This window comes from Ktedonosporobacter rubrisoli (assembly GCF_004208415.1).
GTDB classification, from domain to species: Bacteria; Chloroflexota; Ktedonobacteria; order Ktedonobacterales; family Ktedonobacteraceae; genus Ktedonosporobacter; species Ktedonosporobacter rubrisoli.
Map to the genome: position 1 here is coordinate 68,354 of NZ_CP035758.1, position 18,226 is coordinate 86,579.

The window sequence follows — 18,226 nt, forward strand, 5'->3', positions numbered from 1 at the left end:
CAGACCAGTAGCAAACGATACAATACTCTCTCTCATGCACTATGTCTAACCCCCTTTATACTCAATCCAGCCGTGTTCGCGCCCCAGCCACATTCCTCTTGCGCCTTTGCGCAACCCTTCTTCATTCCAAAAAAACCTGCGTCTCTTCCAACGATCTGGGCCTGGAAGAGTACAGGTGCTCGCCCAAATGTGGGTGAAATGAGCGAAATAGACACCATAGCATCTGCGCTGATAGCGCGCAAGCACGAGGGTAAATAAAGGGCTGACGATGCGCGCGTACTGACGTTCCTCTCTACTGCTTGGTCCGGGTTGCCCCTTGCCTGATCCACAGAGGGGCTTTGTTCGCACATGCAATGCGTAGCGGTGTGTGAGGGGATAGAGGACTCGTTCTCCCCGAATCGTTGCCGATCTTCCTGCTCCGCATGCTGGACATTGAATTTGGCGTCTTTTCCTCGCCCTTTTTTCTGCTCCCAGCAGGGGCCATAGGGATATTCTCCCAACTGCTTGAGGGCGACCTGGTAGTATTCGGCGCGATTGAAGGTTGCGCCATCCGGTGGTCGGGTTTCCAACAGCAAGAGCGGGACAGGGGCAAACGGGTGGGGATGTCGTGGTCCACCAACCAATTTTATTGGTACCAGTATACCTCTGTATGTTGGCCCTTTCCAGGAGCAACGACTCTTTTCAAGCGAGCAGAGATCATCAAACGTGACTGAGTTCCAGCATATGTGTCACTGATAAGGACAAAGAGATGGTTGTCAAATCACATTATCTTCAAGAAAAAGTAATTATCCACTCTCCCTATGAATTACGCTCGTTTACTCGTCTCTACTGTAGCTGAGTGCAGAAATTATCAAGTGAGAGATAGTTCACGCTCCAAACTGGCCTGGAGCCGGTTTGGAGTGTATTTCTGTATGCTAAAGCTGTGCTTTAGTCTTAGCCAATCGTTTCGCCTGGCTTCATCTCGATAACCTCAACATTATCGAGGTTGATCTTATGCATAGCCTCGCGCAGCTGGGCGGGCGTGCCAACAAGGATCGGGAAAGTTCCAAAATGCATGGGGATAACATACTTGACGCCAAGCATGCGCGCGCTGATGGCTGCTCCTTTGGGTCCCATGGTATAGAAATCGCCAATAGGTAACATGGCAAGTTCGGGAGCGTAGAGCTCCTTGATCAATTGCATGTCCATGAAGGGGGCAGTATCGCCAGCATGATAGACGCTCAAACCATGTTCCAGGTCTATGACAAAGCCTGCCGCATCGCCTGTATAGGGAAAATCATTGCCTTCGCCTACCCCTCCAGTATGCAATGCATGCGTCATATGCACAGTAATGCCCTGTGAAGTGTAGGAGCCTCCTTTGTTCATACCAACGGCATTCTCGACCCCTTTTGAGCCAAACCAGGCAGCCAGTTCTACTATCGTTACAACTTCTGCATTGTGTGCTTTGGCCAGCGAGACTACATCCTCGGTATGATCACCATGCCCATGGGTGACGAGAATGAGGTCAACCTGATCTTGCTTTTTGGCCTCGGCCGGTGTGGCCGGATTATGGGTCAAAAATGGATCGATCAGAATCACTTTGTTTGATGGAGTTGTGATCTTAAATGCTGCATGCCCCAGCCAGCTAATACGATTACCTTTTAGATCCGCAACCATTAACATTTCCTCCTTTATGAACGTTAAGAAGAGAAATAAGATGAGCAGAAAATTACTTTCTATGGCTAGTAGCAGTATAGGCCGTCCCAGCTATCATTTGCAAGCCCTGCTCTATCAAACAGAAGGGCAATCTTGCTTTTGTGGTTCGCTTGCAGTTACATCCAACAGAACCACTCTTGCCATTTCTCTATATTTGAGCGATGAAGCGTTACTATTGTTCTCTATCTTGCTTCCTGGCTGCTGCCGATCACAAAGCAGATCTCATAAAATCTTGTAGAGTCTATTCAGATTTGCGGCTCGTAGCGCCTTGTTGCTTCCATTGCAGATATTGCTCTTTCATACATACGGCGCATGGGCGATATCCTGCGGCAAGCGCGGCTGCTTCATCCTTAAAAAAAACGCGATGTCGCACATAATAGCCCCGAGCGATCCAGCGTAAGGCGCCCGGGCAATCGAGCCGTCCATATATTTTATGTTTTCGGTGTCCACCGAGCGTTCCAGGAATCGTACTTTCATAGGTTTTGCCGTCAGGGCCAATAAGTTTATATAGCTTCATTTATGTTCCAGCTCCACAAGATACATCTAAACGGTCAAATTTGCTGATATACTCAGAAAGAGGCATTCTGTTTAGAAGATGATTGCATACTGTCCCCGCTTTTGTGGGAACAAAACAAACTGAGAGGCAAGCCAGCTTTCTTGTCTGGCCTGCCTCAGCAATATCACCGTTAGCACTGAACAGGTTGGCCCGCTGCTCATTCTATCTGCTCGTCGCTAGCTCTGGCTCGCCTGCGTGCTCCTGTATAGCGGCGGTCTTCTCCAGGGCCAGTAATTGTTGCTTGCGCTCCACGCCCCAATGGTAGCCTCCAGCTTCGCCATTTGCGCGTATCACTCGATGGCAAGGAATAAAAACAGCCACCGGGTTAGTCGCACAAGCCCGCGCAACACCACGTGCGGCAGTTGGTTCGCCGATAGCCTTGGCAATCTCGCCATAGGATCGCGTGCTCCCAACGGGAATAGCTTGCAATGCCTTCCATACTTTCCATTGAAAGGCCGAGGCCTGCACATCTAGCGGTACCCCCGCCTGTTGCATAGGGCGACCCTGCAAATGGTGCAACAGTAGCAGCATCCAGGGTTGTATGTGCTGCCCATCGCGCACGAGGCTGGCCTGCGGATATTCATGTTCCAGCTCAGTTTCCAGCTCCTTTTCGCTCTCTCCAAAGCGCACTGCAGCCACACCACGTTCTGTCGCAGCCATTAAGACATAGCCCAGCGGCGTTTTGCTAATATCGTAGTTGATATGCATACCCTTTCCTCCTTGCCTATAAGCGGTAGGTGTCATTCCAAGCTGTGTTGGAACACGTCCATAGAGGCTACTACTTGATTGATAGCCAGCGTCATAGAGTGCGCTGGTCACTGGCTCACCATTCTGCAGACGAGCCTTAAATTGTCCCAGCCGGCAGGATTCGGCGTATTGCCGCGGCGAAATGCCTTTGACGCGCTTGAATGTTCTTTGCAGATGATAGGGGCTCAGATGAAAGTGCGCACTCAGTTCGGCCAGGTGCAGCGGGGCTTCCAGGTGAGCTTCAATATAACTACAAATCTCCTCAATTAGCTCCGCCTGGGGAACTGGAACCTGTGCCAGTTCTGGATGACAGCGCTTGCAGGGACGAAATCCAGCCGTTTCAGCTTCCGCCGGTAGCTGGTAGAAGGCAACATTCTCTCTACGCGGCCGCCGCGCCGGACACGATGGACGGCAATAAATGCCGGTGGAGCGAACTGCAAAGACAAAACTCCCATCAGCCGCGCGATCTCTTTTCAGAACGGCATTCCAACATTGCTCATCATACAATGGTTGCTGTTTGATTTCTTCTCTCATCTCTTTCATCTGCCTGTTCCTCCATTTCTGTCTATAGTCAGTATAGACTGCGCGACCGGGTAGTGCTATCGAATTCTTGCGCTGCAAACAATTTGCTTACCAATATTATTTAGCGTCATGAAAGATGATCCCCATGCCATAGCGCATCCCGCCTGTCACAGGACTAACACCGTGGCGCACATTGGCCCGGTACCATCCCCGCGTACCAGCCACGGGTCGATGATGAGTAGGAAAGATCATTGCCGAGCCGCGTTCAAGGGTGATTACACGTCCAATCGATTGGGCGCGTGGACGCTGTTCTATGAGCAGCGACTCGCCTCCTGTATATTGCTCATTGCGCTGACTTAGCAGAAAGACTACTTGAAATGGAAAGGCCACTTCGCCGTATAGATCCTGATGCAAACTATTATATCCACCTTCTTGGTACTGAAGTATAAGAGGTGTTGGCCGGGTCTGACCGTGCTCATGGCAGTATTGAAGAAAGTCTGCCAACGTATCGGGATAACGTGTATTCTCGCCTAATAATTCCGCCCAATGATTGGCAATCTCGGCCAGATGAGGATAGAGCGCTTCACGCAATTCTTGTACAATTAGCGGCAAGGGATAGGCAAGATATTTATATTCGCCGAGGCCAAAGCGATGGCGTTGCATATCGATACGCGTACGAAACTTGCTATTATCCGCGTACAGAGCAATTAACTCGTCGCACTCCTGAGCCGTGAGCGCGCTTGAGAGTAGGCCATAACCTTGCTCATCCATCGTATGGCCTATGGCATCCCAGTCATAGTTAGCAATTCTCTGACGAATATCAGTGGTTAGATTCATAAGTTATCTCTCCTGGTTTGCGCTCTCCTGTCCGAACCTCGTGCCAGCGGAAGCAATCGATCGTATGGTCATTAACCATGCCAATGGCTTGCATAAATGAATAGCAGATTATCGAGCCGACAAACACAAATCCCCGGCGCTTCAATTCCTTACTCAGAGCGTCGGATTCTGCTGTTCGTGCCGGAACATCCTCTCTGCATGGCCAGCAATTTTGTCTAGGCTGGCCGTCGACAAAGCGCCAGAGAAAGGCGTCAAAGCTCCCAAACTTTTCCTGTATGCCTAAGAAGGCGCGCGCGTTCTGCACAGCGGCTGCAATTTTTAGCTTATTCCTGATAATCTCGCTATTTAACAACAAAGCCTGGCAGCGTGCCTCATCAAAACGGGCCACTTGCTCAACATCAAAATTAGCAAAAGCCTGACGATATCCTTCTCGCTTCCTGAGAATACTTAACCAGCTCAAGCCCGCCTGAGCACCCTCTAGAAGGATAAATTCAAAGAGCGTGCGGTCATCATGTGCCGGCACTCCCCATTCTCTATCGTGGTAAACAGTCTCTAGTGAACTATGTAGCGCCCAGAAGCAGCGTTGTTTGCTCATTGCATCATGCATAACAGAAGACATGCCTTTTTTCATTCCACATAAAAGCTCCAAGTAGTATGCCTGCCCTCCTGGCATAGCGCCAGTTCATTCCCAATCAAAGCAGAAAAAGTTACTTTCTTAGCTAGCCCATTTCAAGGACCGTTACGAGTATACAGTGGGAATGTGGTAACCCACTATCGAATTCTTGCGCTTCAAATTATGAGGATACAGCAGAGACAGTGGCAAAGGCGTTATTCATTATCCTTCCTTGAACAGCATGCAACTTTTTAGCTTTTTACCCCAAAACTTGTATTACGACGAAATCTATGGTATTCTCAGGTCAATAGTTCAGCTATTTTCTTTCAGAAAGGCGCACATGATGGTTTTCCACAGGCAAATCAGGTGGGGCGTAGGCGCGAAAATTGACATCTCCGCTTACCTATCTATGAGTGCGTCCTCAAAAGTGTAGATTTTTCGGCTTTTACAAGAAAATTGACCACGAGGCGCATTTATGACTCGTGGTTTTTTGTGGAGTTTTTCACGTTCACCCTCCCACTCAGACCACGAGCCACCTCGTGGTTTTTTGTTGCCCAGAATCAGAGCTTACACACTCTCCCATGTGATTGACGTTCGAGAAAATGTTCAGAGAACGCCAATGCAGAAAGGAACGAATATACCAATGAGTCAAACAAAATCGTATCTCACGCTTCCCGACGCGCCCGCCATCTCTGGCTTGGCGTTCCGCTTGTTTCAAGGAGCAGTTGACTTCCCCACTATCAAGGCGGTGCGCCAGAATGTGCAAGCCGTCGATGGTGACATCTGGCTCCCCGGACCAGATACAGATCCTGATGACGTGTGCAATCCTTTGCACGATTGCCTGCTCGTTGAGGTTGATGGCCGCGTGATTGGCTATACCTGGCTCACCTGGTGGTCAGAACACAATGGTGTTGAGCTGTTTCTCTCCCTTGGCTGGCTAGTCCCGGAGTGGAGGCGCAAAGGCATTGGACGTGCGCTCTTACGCTGGCAAGAGCAACGGTTGCGCCAGATTGCCCAGGCACAACCAACGACGAACCCCTGTGTGTTTGGGGGCAACGCCGACGAGACCCAACCAGGGAATCGCGCCTTGCTCTTGAGTGAGGGATACACAGTGGCATTTACCATGGTGTGGATGACTTGCCAACTTCCCATCGAACCCATCCAACTTGCGCCACTTCCAGATGGCTTGGAAATCCGCACTGTTTCGCGTGACCAGTTGCCTGCCATTTACGCAGCAAACGAAGAAATGTTCGCTGAGAGCTACGACAGCCTCGAAAGCTATGACAACTGGCTACGCGAGCTCGGCGGACCTGACCCGGACACCAGTCTATGGGTTGTCGCCTGGGCTGGCGACCAGATCGCGGGGCATGTTATCAGTACCAGGGATGAGGAGGGCGCGCACACGCCCTGGGTCGGGGTACGCCCAGCCTTTCGACGGCGCGGTCTTGGCAAGGCGTTGATGACGCGCATGCTTCAACGCTGCCAGCAGAGCGGCATTCAGCAGGCAGACCTCGGAACGAGAGCGGAAAATCCCGGCAAATCTCTCCATCTCTACGAAAGTGTTGGCTACCAGGTGGTGAAACGCCTGCCGAGGTATCGCAAGCCCATGTAAGCCAACTATGAGAAACGAGGGAGCCTTGCTGCTTCTCGCCCTTTGCTCCCTCGTCATGCTTCCATCTAGGGGTGACAAGGCTTTCCTCCCCGTCACTTTGTCACCTCTACCCGCAGTTCTTGTGATCGAAGCAACGGCCCGAAATGGGCGCCATTTTATGCTTCCTCTTTAATAGCTTCGCGGTTCGCTATTAGCTCGTTCTATCAAACTGTGGACTTAGCGCAGGCGGCTTTTCGGCTGCGAATATAGGGAAGCAGCTCGTGTATCAATTCGAAACGATCAAGCGGCATAATATAGACGCCTTGAACAATAGGCGCCAGAGCGTCAAAGACTTCCATGGTCTGCTCTATACCAACTCTACTCGCTGCTTCTCCTGCCTGATATAAACGCGCCCGAATATGGTCTGGAATAACTATTCCAGGCACCTCATTATGGAACTTTTCAGCCTGCTGATACGAATGTAGCGGCTGCAGACCCACAATAAGTGGCATGCGTAGGGCTCCATAGCGTTGTGTATATTGCTCAAGGTAGTCAAGCAAGGCGTTTGCATCGAATATCGGCTGCGTCATCACATACATTGCTCCGCTTTCAATCTTCTGTTGGAGCCGTTCAAGATCCAGGGCTACATCAGTTGCGGTCGGATTAGCGGCACAGCCAATATAGAATGAGCTCTGAGCTGCCAGCCTGCGTCCTTTGGCATCCAGGCCCTGATTTAAATTGTGCATCATGGCAATGAGCCCGATACTGTCAACATCCCAAATGCCTGTCGCATGCGGAAAATCTCCATGTCCGGGCGGATCACCAGTAATCGCCAGGATATTGCGTATACCTGTCGCGTGAGCGCCAATAACATCGCTCTGCACGGCCATAAGGTTGCGGTCGCGTGGTGTAAAGTGGACAATGGTCTCTAGCCCAACATATTGTTGAATCAAGCGGGCTGCTGCAATGTTGTTCATCCGCACGCGAGCCATAGCATTATCAGGGATATTAATAATGTCTGCGCCCCCATCGCGCAGCAGAGCAGCATTTTGCAGAAAGCGCGTGTATTTGACGCTGCGTGGTGGCCTCATTTCTACGCTGACTACAAAATTTTCCTTCAGCAGCAAGTCCGCCAGGTGGGTAGTCTGAACTATGCCGGGATCGTTCTCAGGAGGATGGACTTTGTGTTCTTGCAGTGCTTCGGGAACAGGCTCAATCTTCACATTCTGTGCCCGTCCCTCTTGTGGCACGGACTCATCAAGCACCTTGCGCATCGCGGCGATATGCTGAGGAGTTGTCCCACAACAGCCACCAATCAAGCGCACGCCAAGATCCAGAAAGCGCCGAGCATATGTCGCAAAGTAATCGGGAGTGGCAATGTACATAAAGCGATTGCCCACGCGTTTAGGGAGGCCGGCATTGGGCTGAGCTGCGATAAATAATTGCTCACTAGTCGTATGGCACATTGCGGCGACAACATCGAACATGCTGGACGGCCCCAGCGCGCAGTTAACGCCTACAATGTCTGCGCCTTGCTCCTGCAGGGTCCTTGCCACTACCTGGGGATCTTCGCCGCTGGCTACGCGCCCATCATCGGTAAAAGTCATCAAGGCGACTATGGGTAGGTCCGTTATATTGCGCACGGCGCTTAATGCTGCGCGCATTTCCGTAATATCTGAGAAAGTTTCCAGCAGGAAGAGATCAACGCCAGCTTGCAAAAGAGCTTCGGCCTGTTCAAGGAAAGCGGCATAAGCCTCAGTTTCTTTGATACTCCCAAGTGGTGCTAAAGGACTGCCCAGGGGACCAATATTGCCGGCCAGGAATATGGGCAAATCGCTGAGTTCGCGCGCTTCACGAGCTATTTTTGCTCCAGCCCGATTGATTTCGCGCACTGCGTGTGCCAGCCCATGTTCGGCGAGCCGATAGCGATTTGCGCCAAAAGTGTTGGTCTCGATGATCTGTGCCCCGGCTGCGATGTAATCAAGGTGGATGCCCTTAATCAATTCGGGGGAGCTGAGATTGAGTTGTTCAAAGCAATGCTCATAAGGCACACCCCGCGCGTGCAGCTCTGTTCCCATTCCACCGTCACAGAGAAGAGGACCGTGCCGTAGATGGGTTAGGAATGGACTCGTCGTATTCATTACAATCAAACCCTTCTTATGCAAGGAGTAAGGATATCTTGTGCATTGTTTCGGAACACCTATGGCTTTTTTTACCTGGCATTCCTCCGCTGCACGCTCTACTTAATCTGATGAGCTAAAATAATTTCTTTGCTGCATTCTGCGAAATATTTGTAACAAGGTCTGTATTTCAATCTTTTTGATCCTCTAAAGCTGCACTTTGTTTCATAAGTTAGGCTAGATCGGCCCAGGATGCCTTACCATCGCGACCTTTCGGGTGGCAAACTCTCGGCAATTTGCCGCGGTAAGCTTGCTGTGAAAGGGAAAGCTACAGTACTGCCACTTTGAGCCAGGGATTGCTGATTGCTTAGAGCGAGCGCGAGCGAATTCTGGATATCGGGTATCGGGGCAATGCTGCAGGCGCTGGCTGGCTGATTTCCTGTCGTATGGCAGATCGCTGCTGTGAGTAGATTCGCGGCGCCGACAATAGCTTTACAGATCTGACTATGTGGGTCCTTAAGCTGCCCGGCAATATCCTGATAAGAGTGATTCTGCAAGATCTCTGGCGAGAAATATGCCCCCAATGAAACATGCTGGTTAGCAATATCAATAAAAGGGATTTTGCCAGTGTCTTCAACATATGGTGGCCGATCATATTGCTTCATCATCTGTTGCTGCTCAGCAGTCAAGCTATCGAGGGGTTGCTGAGCGTTATCTTCAGTTTCTATAGCTTGTAGATCAAGATACTGGCTCGTGTAAGATGCGCCATGGAAGGTAAAGCTTGGAATATGCTCTTCTGCTGACAGTAGAGGCGTCAGTGAGCTCAAGGTGCCAAAGCGGCTCAGAGCGGTGATCACAGCCCAGCGTTGGGCCGCACAAAAGGGGCAGTACTCGGCTCCCACGTAGAGAAAGACTGGTTTGCCAGCAGCGCTTTTCCAGGTAGGGGTATCTGTCAGGGTATGTAAGCTATTCTGGGCTATGCCTTGACCAACCTGGCTGATAGTGCTGCTGGAAAGCTCGCGCATAGCTTTTAGGGCAACAGAGGAGCCAGTTGACAGTTGTTCATCTTGCTGATGGGCCATAAAGACAAATAGTCCAACAATACCACTAACAATAAGCATTATTGCTCCGATGAGGCTCCATAACGGTATATGACGCTGCGACTTTGTGCGTCGAGACTTTGGGAGGCGCTGTTGAGCGTTTTTAGGCTGTGTATACTTACGCCGTTTAGCTTTTGACATAACTCAATCCATCTTTCTCAAAAAAATACGGGCTCTACATGGCATCACCTGTACAGCTACGTTTCATGATCAAAAACATAGCTGTGTTAAGCGCCATATACTCTATATTAAGCCAAATAAGCTTATTCATCTATATAGTAGTACATATGTATATGCGGACTTACTTGTAACAAGGGTAAAGCGGGAAACCTCCTTGCCAAATTAATAATTATTAGTTATTATAATAATAACCATAAAGAATATATGGAGCGAGTCAGTTTAGTAGAAAGATTTTTCTATCTGACAGTTAGGCTTGTAGATAAATCTTGTTTATATCTCTGCTCTTCTAAGTGAGAGATAAGGCGGGATAAATCGGAAGATCCCAATATCAGCAAGCGTGCCGGCTCAGCCTTGGAGCTAAGTTCACACGTGGTGAAATCCTGTTGTCTGCTCTTACTTACGAAATGATAGCTGTTTGTAAGTTTTAAAAAGAAATGGAGGTTAGTTCTTTCGTGACTATGCAATCGGCATTTCATAATCCCCACTATCGGCAGCGGCTTGCCTGTACCAGGCGACAAAAACGCGATGCCGGTCAGGCCCTCAATCACAAACATTCCAGTGATGCTCACTGTTACGGATTGATGATTTGATCATGCTCCCAAGATCCGCAGCCGCGATATTCATATCATGATCGCCCAAATACCTGATTGCTGTCTTCTTCAGGAGTCAGCCTGCCCGCAGCCGTGGGCTAGAAAAGGAGAAGCTATGAGTTTTAAGTTACTTGGCATTAATGGAAGCCTTACTCCTCCTCCATCGCGCACGCGCTCAGCATTGGACGTCGCTCTCGCCGGTGCACGAGCATATGATCATGCGCTGGAGACTGAAGTTTTAGAGCTGCGCGACTTTGCCCTGGAATTTTGCGATGGTCGCGCTCCTGAGCAATACAATGCCGATACGCGACGGGCATTAGCCCTGATTGAAGAGGCCAGCGCCTATCTGGTTGCCACGCCCATTTATCGGGCGACATATACCGGAGCCTTGAAGAACTTCTTTGACCTGGTACCCAACGATCCACAGGGACGCGATCCGTTACGCGGCAAGGTAGTAGGGCTGATTGCGACGGGAGGGAGTGACCATCATTACCTCGTCCTGGAGCACCAGCTGCGCCCGCTCTTTGGTTTCTTTGGGGCATACATACCGCCAAGAGCTATCTATGCATCCTCTAGAGACTTCGATATCCAGAAGCAGGTACAAGGCAGGCTGGTTGAAGAACTGAGGCAATTAGGTCAGGAAGTGCTCATTCAAGCTCATTTCCTGGCCAGCGCTAGCGAGATTGCTCGTCCAGAGAATTTGCGCATTCGCCAGTAGTGAGCGTTTTTAGTCAAGAAAGAGGTTATCACCATGAGTATAGATCAGCTCGAATTCCGCCAGACATTGGGGCGCTTTGCCTCCGGCGTAACTGTTATTACTACTCAACACCTGGATCAGCTTCATGGTACAACGGTCAGCTCTTTCTGTTCGCTGTCCTTAACTCCCCCTCTTGTCCTCGTTTGTATTGATCTTAATGCAACTATTTATGATCTTATTGCCGAGAGTGGAGTCTTTGGCGTTAACATTCTGGCCGAGCATGCAGAAACGCTCTCTCGGCATTTCGCTCGGCGCACACCCGACAAGTTCTCAAGCATCAACTATAGCCTGGGACAACTCGGTGTTCCCTTACTACAAGACGTTCTGGCAAGCCTGGAGTGCCAGGTAACTGCATGCTATCCCGGGGGAGACCATTCAATCTTTATTGGCGAGGTTGTCAATCTCCATACCAGGCCCCACAAGCAACCGCTACTCTTTTATCGCAGTAAGTATGGACGTCTACACGATCCTGCCGCCAGTGCGATCACCGAGACTACACTACCGGTTCAAGAAATAAGGAGCATATGAAGATGGGACAACAGGATAGCAGCCAGATCGTTCGGGCTCATCATGTCTATCTGAACTATGGCCCGGCAGAAGCCCGCCGCGAGCAGCCTTCTGCCATTGTCGAGGATGCAAATTTTTCCATCCAGGCTGGCGAGAAATTTGTAATTATTGGGCCTTCCGGCTGCGGCAAGACCACGCTCTTAAAAGCGCTAGGCGGATTTCTCCAGCCTCTACAGGGCGAGATTCTCCTTAAAGGTCAGACTATCAAGCAACCCGGCCCTGATCGCGCTTTTGTCTTCCAGGATTTCGAGCAACTCTTCGCCTGGCGTACGGTCCAGGGAAACATCGTTTACGCGCTCCAGGCAGCCAAGCGCGTGCCCAAAAGCCAGGCCATCGAGCGTGCCCGTCATTATCTGGAATTGGTCCAGGTGCTTGGTGCCGCTGACAAATATCCGCACCAGCTCTCGGGCGGCATGAAGCAGCGCGCGGCGCTAGCACGTGCTCTGGCGCTGGAACCAGATATCTTACTGATGGACGAGCCATTTGGCGCTCTGGATGCCATTACGCGCAATCAATTGCAACTAGAGCTCAATGAGATCTGGAAGCGGACCGGGGTTACGCTTGTGATGGTAACGCACTCTATCCAGGAGGCGGTTTTTCTGGGTACGCATGTCATGGTCATGTCAGCTTCGCCAGGGCGAGTTCGCGAAATCGTCGATACAAGCCAGGCCGAGGAATTCGGCACCAGCGAATTCGATGAGGTCTCGAAGTACCTGCGCTCTCAGCTCATCCGCCGCGAATTGTCATCAGAACAGTCTAAGCAGTTGAGCGCAGTCGAATGAATCCGCTCCTACGTAGCCACCCACGCATCATATAGAGAAAGGAAATCTCGTGCAATCGGCCTATCCAAAGACCCATACATTACCCAAACCGCCAGCCTGGCTGCGCCAGCTCTTGCTTGGCATCGGCTTCTTAATCGCCTGGCAATTATACTCCAGCTTTAGCGGTACCAGTTCATTGCTCATCGCCTCACCTCTTGCCACCTTGCAAGCGCTATATAGTGATATTGGCAATGGACAACTCATCAGCGCAACGCTTGTCTCGTTGCAAAATCTCGCCATTGGCATGGGCACAGGTATTATCGTTGGCCTGCTTCTGGCCTCGCTCTCTACACTCTCGCACACCGGACATGATCTATTGATCCTCGTTACTTCGGTCTTTAGTCCTTTGCCTGGCATTGCCATCTTACCCCTGGCAATGCTCTGGTTCGGCCTGAATCCTGCTGCCATCATTTTTATAGTTGTTTTCGGTTCCATCTGGCCCATCTCTGCCAATACTGATACCGGTTTTCGCACGATTGGGGCAACGACGCGCATGGTGGCCCTCAATCTTGGGCTGAGCCGCATGCAAACCGTACGCGACGTTTTCTTGCCCGCTGCTTTGCCACATATTCTGGCTGGCCTGCGCCTGGCCTGGGCCTTTGGTTGGCGCGCTGTTGTGGGCGCCGAAATCGTCTTCGGCGTCGCTGGCTCCAATGGCGGGCTTGGTTGGTACATCAATAATGCGCGCTACTTTCTCAACCCACCAGCAATCTTTGCTGGCCTGGTCGTTATCTCTGTGCTTGGAATCCTACTTGATCTATTCTTCCAGTGGGTTGAAGAGCAGACAATCGTTAAATGGGGGATGAAGCATACTCAGCATTAGACAAGGCCAATTCAAGTAGAGCTACGCCTCGCTTCTCCATTTTCAGCGCGTATTCCAATTCTCATTAGGAGCACCTTTATGCTTAGACGCCAGTTGGCACTTGCTCTTCTGCTTATCTTTCTCACCGTGTTCGTGAGCGCCTGCGGGGATGCGGCAAGCACGAGCTCAGGCTCAGCAGGAGCACCCGGTTCTTTCACTATTGTTTATCAACCAGGCTTGGGAGCTGTAACCTTCATTACTTTGAAGCTGCAGAAGACGCTTGAAAAGCAATTTCCCAGTACAACTTTTTCCTGGAAAATCGTTAATAGCGGCTCGGCGGTCCGTGAGGCCGTACTCTCCGGACAGGCCCAACTCGGGACCCTGGGCATCTCACCTTTTCTCGTTGGCTGGGATAGAGGCATGGATTGGAGGGTATTACTCGCTACCAGCCGAAGCGATACCTGGCTAGTGGCAATGAATCCCAGGCTCAAGAGCCTTAAAGACTTCGGCCCCAACGACAAGATCGGTGTGGTAGCCCCCGATGCTCAACAGGCTATTGTCCTGCGCAAAGCGGCTCAACAGCAGCTTGGCAATGCCCATGCTCTTGATAAAAATCTGGTAGCCATCTCTTCAGCTGATGGTGAGCAAGCTCTGCTGGCCGGACAGCTAGCCGCTAACTTCGCCGGTTCCCCATTCCAGGACCAGGAGGTTGCGGCAGGTGGACATATTGTATTGCACAGTACCGAACCCTTTGGCCCGGTAGGAGCTGGCTTGATCGCGCTGCCCGAAAGCTTCTATAACCGCTATCCAGCCTTCAGCAAAGCCATCTATCAGAACCTCCAGGAGGCCTCCAAATATGTGGCAGCACATCACGAGCAGGCGGCCCAATACCTGGCTGCCGATGCAGGTAGCGGCGGCAAAGGCACAGAGGCTCAGTTTAAAAAGCTGCTCGACGACAGAAATCTTGTCTTCGAGACGACTCCTTCAGGTCTGATTGCTTATGCCACTTTTATGCAATCTATCGGGCTAATCACCAAGGTTCCCCGCGTGGTAAACGAGCTAGAGTTACCAACAGTGGCCGGTACCGGAAGTTAGCATTTCTCTTTCAGCGGCTCGCATTTCCTGCCCATAATTTTTACGCATGAACAGGTTTCATGACTGATAAACACTATTTACAAGCAAAGGAGAGAGCGATGAGCACAAAAAAAGGACAGATCAAGCTGGGAGCTTTCTTGATGAATACAGGCCATCATGTTGCGGCCTGGAGACATCCCAACGCCTGGGCCGAGCATGGGCTGGAGTTTGCTCACTATAAACACCTGGCCCAGACTGCTGAACAAGCAAAGTTCGATATGGTCTTTCTGGCCGATGGCGTTGCGGTGCGTCGCAATCATGATCGCGCTTCGTTGAGCCGCTCCGGTCAGATCGTCCATTTTGAGCCCCTTACGTTATTGTCAGCGCTGGCAGCTGCAACCGAGCATATTGGTCTGGTTGCCACAGCCTCCACCACTTACAATGAGCCCTATCATATCGCGCGCAAGTTTGCCTCGTTGGACTATCTCAGCGCTGGCCGAGCCGGCTGGAATGTGGTGACTTCAGCTTCGGAAGCAGAGGCACATAATTTCAACCGTGAGACGCATATGGAGCATGGGCTACGCTATGAGCGCGCTCAGGAGTTCTTGCAGGTAGTTAAGGGACTCTGGGATAGCTGGGATGATGATGCCTTCGTCCGCGACAAAGCTTCAGGTTTGTATTTCGAGCCTGATAAGCTGCATGTGCTCAACCACAAAGGGAAGCATTTCTCGGTCAAGGGACCACTCAATGTGGCGCGTCCTCCCCAGGGCTACCCGGTCATCGTCCAGGCCGGAGCGTCAGAAGATGGGCAAGAATTTGCGGCTCAGACAGCCGAGGTGATTTTTACAGCGCAACAAACGCTGCAAGAGGCGCAAGCATTCTATGCCGCTGTCAAAGGAAGATTAGCCAGATATGGCCGCACTCCCGATCAGCTCAAGATTATGCCCGGGGTCTTTCCGGTTGTTGGTCGCACGGAACAAGAGGCCAAAGAGAAGTACGACGAGCTCCAGAATCTGATCCATCCCTCTGTGGGTCTGGCGCTCCTTTCTGGAAACCTTGGAGGCTTCGACCTTTCTTCTTATCCCCTGGATGGTCCTTTGCCTGATTTACCGGAGACAAATCTCAATAAAAGCCGTCAGAAGCTAGTGACCGACCTGGCAAGGCGCGAAAATCTGACTATTCGACAGCTCTACCAGGCCATCGCAGGAGCCCGTGGCCACTGGACAATCTGGGGAACTCCCCAACAGATCGCTGATCGATTGGAAGAGTGGTTTGTCAACGATGCCGCTGATGGCTTTAATATTATGCCACCTTACCTGCCTGCCGGGCTGCATGATTTTGTAGAGCTGGTCCTGCCCATCTTGCGCGAACGTGGCCTCTTCCGTACAGAGTACGAGGGCAGGACTCTGCGCGAGAATCTTGGCCTTGTGCGCCCGGCTAATCAGTTTAGCGCCAGGTCCGAAGAGAGAGCTTCAGCTTAAGCAAGCTCATCAAAAGCCTTCCCCTTTTTAAGGGGAGGGCCTTCGATGGTATTAAGCAGCTTCGACTGAGCTCCCATTTAAAAGGCCAGACGACCTCCGTCGATGGGGATGACTGTTCCGGTAATATAGGAAGCCTCATCTGAACAGAGCCAGACGGCAGGCCAGACGATCTCCATAGGATCGGCCATACGACCCATTGGAGTAGCTTGTTCGAGCCTTTCGCGCACTCCTGGCTCGTGTGCCTGTCTGTCTTGAAACATCTCAGTTTGGGTCGGGCCAGGCGCAATGGCATTGACGCGAATATTGTGTTTAGCGTAATCAAGAGCCGCAGCTTTAGTCAGGCCAATTACGCCATGCTTACTTGCCACATATGGCCCAATGCTATAGTTTGCTACCAAACCGGCGACAGAGCTGGTATTGACGATGGCCCCACCACCGCTTTGCAGCATCGCGCGGATCTCATGCTTCATGGCCAGAAAAACCCCTTTGAGGTTAACCGCCAATGTTTGTTCGTACTCTTCAATACTCACCTCAGCAAGGGGATGACGCGCTGCATTAACCCCAGCATTGTTAAAGGCAATATCGAGCCGCCCATAGGTCTCAAGAGTGGCGCTGACGAGATGTTCAACAGAGGTCTCGTCGGTAACATCTGTGGCAATTGCCAGCGCCTCAGCACCGCTAGCCTTGATCTCCTCAACGATCTTTTCATCTATATGGCGCGCTGCCAGAACAACAGTGCTCCCTTCCTGCGCAAATGTGCGAGCTGCAGCCAGGCCAATGCCTTTACTCGCCCCCACAACAAGCGCAATTTTTCCTTCCAGACGATGCATAGTCTTTACCTTTGCTATAGATGTTTGTCCTTTCACAGTGATCTCGCTTCCTCTCTCTATTTGCCGCTTGCTCTATACTCAAGAGAGGCCATTAGATGTATATCCTCCTATTCAGGCATGGTGAGACTTTCCGTAGCTTCTGGCCTTATCAGCTTCTCTATACAGAGCTAGCGATTGGTCAAGCATATGGCCAAAGCGCCTTTGCTTGGTTTGCAGGTAGTCAAGATTGCTGGCTCCTGGTGTGATTTCTAGCGGAACACGTTTAGCCTGGATTCCTCCAGCTTGCAGGGCCTGTAACTTGTCAGGATTGTTAGTAAGCAGGCGAACCCGTTGCAAGCCCAGATCGCGCAGTATCTCCAGGGCTGTGCTATAATCACGCGCATCGGCCGGATAGCCTAGCAATTCGTTGGCCTCTATCGTGTCAAAGCCTTGCTCTTGCAAGGCATAAGCCTGCAACTTGCCGCCCAGGCCAATACCGCGCCCTTCCTGTGGAAGATAGAGTAGCACACCGCGTCCTTCACGCGCAATCTCGACCATGGCCGCATGCAGCTGGGCCTGGCAGTCGCAGCGCTGTGAACCGAAGATGTCCCCGGTAGCACAGGCCGAGTGCAGGCGCAACAGAGGCACATTACCCTCCTGATGCATATCGCCAAGCAGGAGAGCAAGATAGGGCAATCCTGTAGCAACTTCCTGGTAATGACGCAATTGAAAGGTTGCTAACGATGTAGGCAAATGCGTCTCTGTAATAAAGCTTACCCGATGTTCCTGTCGATAGCGCGCAACCGCATCTACAGTAATAAATCCAAGTTGCAAAAACTGCGCCAACTTATCTAGTAGCGCGGCCGATATCTCTTCGTTATGCGTCACGCCCAACTGATAGAACACAGCTCCCTCTTGTAGACCTGCGGTGCGCAATAGATCCAGTGCGGCCTCTGCGTAGCCGGCATGAGCCAGCGTACCTCCTGGATGTGCCTCCCACAGCGTAAGCTGCTGGGCCACAAGCGCCAGCCTGGAAGGTCTAAGAGGTAATGGCGGAGCCTGGAGTAGCGTGGCTATCACGCGTGCTGCTAGTTCGTTGTCTGGCTCGTCCCTGGCGTCCATCGCGCTCAAGCCCAGAACAGCCAATCGCTCTCGCGAAAGCACAAGTCCTGGCCTGCTTCCTGCGGCCTGGGAGAGCTGACTAAGCGTTTGCGCGCCTGCGAACTGGGCGGCCAGGCAGAGTACAGGCTCAGCCGCACCATCTCCGAGCAAGATCGCACTCCCCTGGCGTAAGGCGCTGGCCGCAGCAGTAATCGTCAATTGACGCTCGCCAGCTTCAATATGCTGTTGTATGTTCATATGCC

The 18,226-nt window shown here is 51.5% G+C and carries 18 protein-coding genes; 8 read left to right on the forward strand and 10 right to left on the reverse strand.

What is annotated here, in order from left to right; all coding sequences use genetic code 11:
- Positions 1-32 precede the first annotated feature (32 nt).
- The 6 genes from EPA93_RS48940 to EPA93_RS00385 form a co-directional block, all read right to left on the reverse strand.
- Entirely contained in the window at positions 33-623 is a 591-nt protein-coding gene (locus EPA93_RS48940; protein ID WP_207229396.1) for a hypothetical protein, read from the reverse strand.
- A gap of 310 nt (positions 624-933) precedes the next feature.
- Entirely contained in the window at positions 934-1,656 is a 723-nt protein-coding gene (locus EPA93_RS00365) for a metal-dependent hydrolase (protein ID WP_129885126.1), read from the reverse strand.
- Positions 1,657-1,936: 280 nt separating this feature from the next.
- Positions 1,937-2,212, reverse strand: coding sequence for an Ada metal-binding domain-containing protein (locus EPA93_RS00370; protein WP_129885127.1), 276 nt, complete (start codon positions 2,210-2,212; stop codon positions 1,937-1,939).
- 201 nt (positions 2,213-2,413) lie between these two features.
- Positions 2,414-3,541: a bifunctional DNA-binding transcriptional regulator/O6-methylguanine-DNA methyltransferase Ada gene (ada, locus tag EPA93_RS00375; RefSeq protein WP_129885128.1), complete on the reverse strand. Its 1,128-nt coding sequence runs from the start codon at positions 3,539-3,541 to the stop codon at positions 2,414-2,416.
- Between the two features lie 96 nt (positions 3,542-3,637).
- Positions 3,638-4,357 carry a 2OG-Fe(II) oxygenase gene (locus tag EPA93_RS00380; protein ID WP_129885129.1) on the reverse strand — a complete coding sequence of 240 codons (720 nt, stop codon included), beginning with the start codon at positions 4,355-4,357 and terminating at the stop codon, positions 3,638-3,640.
- Positions 4,341-4,964: a DNA-3-methyladenine glycosylase I gene (locus EPA93_RS00385; protein ID WP_207229397.1), complete on the reverse strand. Its 624-nt coding sequence runs from the start codon at positions 4,962-4,964 to the stop codon at positions 4,341-4,343. The genes EPA93_RS00380 and EPA93_RS00385 overlap by 17 nt, the downstream gene beginning before the upstream one ends.
- A 649-nt stretch (positions 4,965-5,613) precedes the next feature.
- Here EPA93_RS00385 and EPA93_RS00390 point away from each other — a divergent pair.
- Positions 5,614-6,582 carry a GNAT family N-acetyltransferase gene (locus tag EPA93_RS00390; RefSeq protein WP_129885131.1) on the forward strand — a complete coding sequence of 323 codons (969 nt, stop codon included), beginning with the start codon at positions 5,614-5,616 and terminating at the stop codon, positions 6,580-6,582.
- Between the two features lie 203 nt (positions 6,583-6,785).
- On the opposite strand, the gene EPA93_RS00395 is transcribed toward EPA93_RS00390, so the two are convergent.
- Both EPA93_RS00395 and EPA93_RS00400 read right to left on the reverse strand, forming a co-directional pair.
- Entirely contained in the window at positions 6,786-8,702 is a 1,917-nt protein-coding gene (locus EPA93_RS00395; protein WP_129885132.1) for a bifunctional homocysteine S-methyltransferase/methylenetetrahydrofolate reductase, read from the reverse strand.
- A gap of 236 nt (positions 8,703-8,938) precedes the next feature.
- Positions 8,939-9,922, reverse strand: coding sequence for a DUF929 family protein (locus EPA93_RS00400; RefSeq protein WP_129885133.1), 984 nt, complete (start codon positions 9,920-9,922; stop codon positions 8,939-8,941).
- A gap of 491 nt (positions 9,923-10,413) precedes the next feature.
- Here EPA93_RS00400 and EPA93_RS48140 point away from each other — a divergent pair, with 491 nt between their 5' ends.
- The 7 genes from EPA93_RS48140 (at position 10,414) to EPA93_RS00430 (ending at position 16,053) form a co-directional block, all read left to right on the forward strand.
- The gene (locus EPA93_RS48140) at positions 10,414-10,551 is read left to right on the forward strand and encodes a hypothetical protein (protein WP_165422766.1); all 138 of its coding nucleotides are present in this window, start codon (positions 10,414-10,416) and stop codon (positions 10,549-10,551) included.
- Between the two features lie 115 nt (positions 10,552-10,666).
- Positions 10,667-11,269 carry an NADPH-dependent FMN reductase gene (locus tag EPA93_RS00405; RefSeq protein ID WP_165422767.1) on the forward strand — a complete coding sequence of 201 codons (603 nt, stop codon included), beginning with the start codon at positions 10,667-10,669 and terminating at the stop codon, positions 11,267-11,269.
- Between the two features lie 33 nt (positions 11,270-11,302).
- Positions 11,303-11,836, forward strand: a complete 534-nt coding sequence (locus EPA93_RS00410) for a flavin reductase family protein (RefSeq protein WP_129885135.1) — start codon at positions 11,303-11,305, stop codon at positions 11,834-11,836.
- 2 nt (positions 11,837-11,838) lie between these two features.
- Positions 11,839-12,657, forward strand: a complete 819-nt coding sequence (locus tag EPA93_RS00415) for an ABC transporter ATP-binding protein (protein WP_129885136.1) — start codon at positions 11,839-11,841, stop codon at positions 12,655-12,657.
- Between the two features lie 49 nt (positions 12,658-12,706).
- Positions 12,707-13,519, forward strand: a complete 813-nt coding sequence (locus tag EPA93_RS00420) for an ABC transporter permease (protein ID WP_242527297.1) — start codon at positions 12,707-12,709, stop codon at positions 13,517-13,519.
- Between the two features lie 78 nt (positions 13,520-13,597).
- A complete protein-coding gene (locus EPA93_RS00425; protein WP_129885138.1) occupies positions 13,598-14,593 on the forward strand; it encodes an ABC transporter substrate-binding protein in 996 nt (331 codons plus the stop codon).
- 98 nt (positions 14,594-14,691) lie between these two features.
- Positions 14,692-16,053: an LLM class flavin-dependent oxidoreductase gene (locus tag EPA93_RS00430; protein WP_129885139.1), complete on the forward strand. Its 1,362-nt coding sequence runs from the start codon at positions 14,692-14,694 to the stop codon at positions 16,051-16,053.
- 77 nt (positions 16,054-16,130) lie between these two features.
- Here the strand turns inward: EPA93_RS00430 and EPA93_RS00435 are convergent, their stop codons facing one another.
- Positions 16,131-16,883 (reverse strand): SDR family NAD(P)-dependent oxidoreductase, encoded by a 753-nt coding sequence (locus tag EPA93_RS00435; RefSeq protein WP_129885140.1) that lies wholly within the window; start codon positions 16,881-16,883, stop codon positions 16,131-16,133.
- A 111-nt stretch (positions 16,884-16,994) separates the two neighbouring features.
- Positions 16,995-18,221: a GTP cyclohydrolase II RibA gene (ribA, locus tag EPA93_RS48145; RefSeq protein ID WP_165422768.1), complete on the reverse strand. Its 1,227-nt coding sequence runs from the start codon at positions 18,219-18,221 to the stop codon at positions 16,995-16,997.
- Positions 18,222-18,226 lie beyond the last annotated feature (5 nt).

Bases quoted from the DNA above. Each gene is read 5' to 3' on its own strand.
- ribA (WP_165422768.1), bottom strand. From the start codon at position 18,221: ATGAACATACAACAGCATATTGAAGCTGGCGAGCGTCAATTGACGATT.
- EPA93_RS00435 (WP_129885140.1), bottom strand. From the start codon at position 16,883: ATGCATCGTCTGGAAGGAAAAATTGCGCTTGTTGTGGGGGCGAGTAAA.
- EPA93_RS00415 (WP_129885136.1), top strand. From the start codon at position 11,839: ATGGGACAACAGGATAGCAGCCAGATCGTTCGGGCTCATCATGTCTAT.
- ada (WP_129885128.1), bottom strand. From the start codon at position 3,541: ATGAAAGAGATGAGAGAAGAAATCAAACAGCAACCATTGTATGATGAG.
- EPA93_RS00405 (WP_165422767.1), top strand. From the start codon at position 10,667: ATGAGTTTTAAGTTACTTGGCATTAATGGAAGCCTTACTCCTCCTCCA.
- EPA93_RS00365 (WP_129885126.1), bottom strand. From the start codon at position 1,656: ATGGTTGCGGATCTAAAAGGTAATCGTATTAGCTGGCTGGGGCATGCA.
- EPA93_RS00400 (WP_129885133.1), bottom strand. From the start codon at position 9,922: ATGTCAAAAGCTAAACGGCGTAAGTATACACAGCCTAAAAACGCTCAA.
- EPA93_RS00425 (WP_129885138.1), top strand. From the start codon at position 13,598: ATGCTTAGACGCCAGTTGGCACTTGCTCTTCTGCTTATCTTTCTCACC.
- EPA93_RS00390 (WP_129885131.1), top strand. From the start codon at position 5,614: ATGAGTCAAACAAAATCGTATCTCACGCTTCCCGACGCGCCCGCCATC.
- EPA93_RS00430 (WP_129885139.1), top strand. From the start codon at position 14,692: ATGAGCACAAAAAAAGGACAGATCAAGCTGGGAGCTTTCTTGATGAAT.
- EPA93_RS00380 (WP_129885129.1), bottom strand. From the start codon at position 4,357: ATGAATCTAACCACTGATATTCGTCAGAGAATTGCTAACTATGACTGG.
- EPA93_RS00370 (WP_129885127.1), bottom strand. From the start codon at position 2,212: ATGAAGCTATATAAACTTATTGGCCCTGACGGCAAAACCTATGAAAGT.
- EPA93_RS00410 (WP_129885135.1), top strand. From the start codon at position 11,303: ATGAGTATAGATCAGCTCGAATTCCGCCAGACATTGGGGCGCTTTGCC.
- EPA93_RS00395 (WP_129885132.1), bottom strand. From the start codon at position 8,702: ATGAATACGACGAGTCCATTCCTAACCCATCTACGGCACGGTCCTCTT.
- EPA93_RS00385 (WP_207229397.1), bottom strand. From the start codon at position 4,964: ATGCATGATGCAATGAGCAAACAACGCTGCTTCTGGGCGCTACATAGT.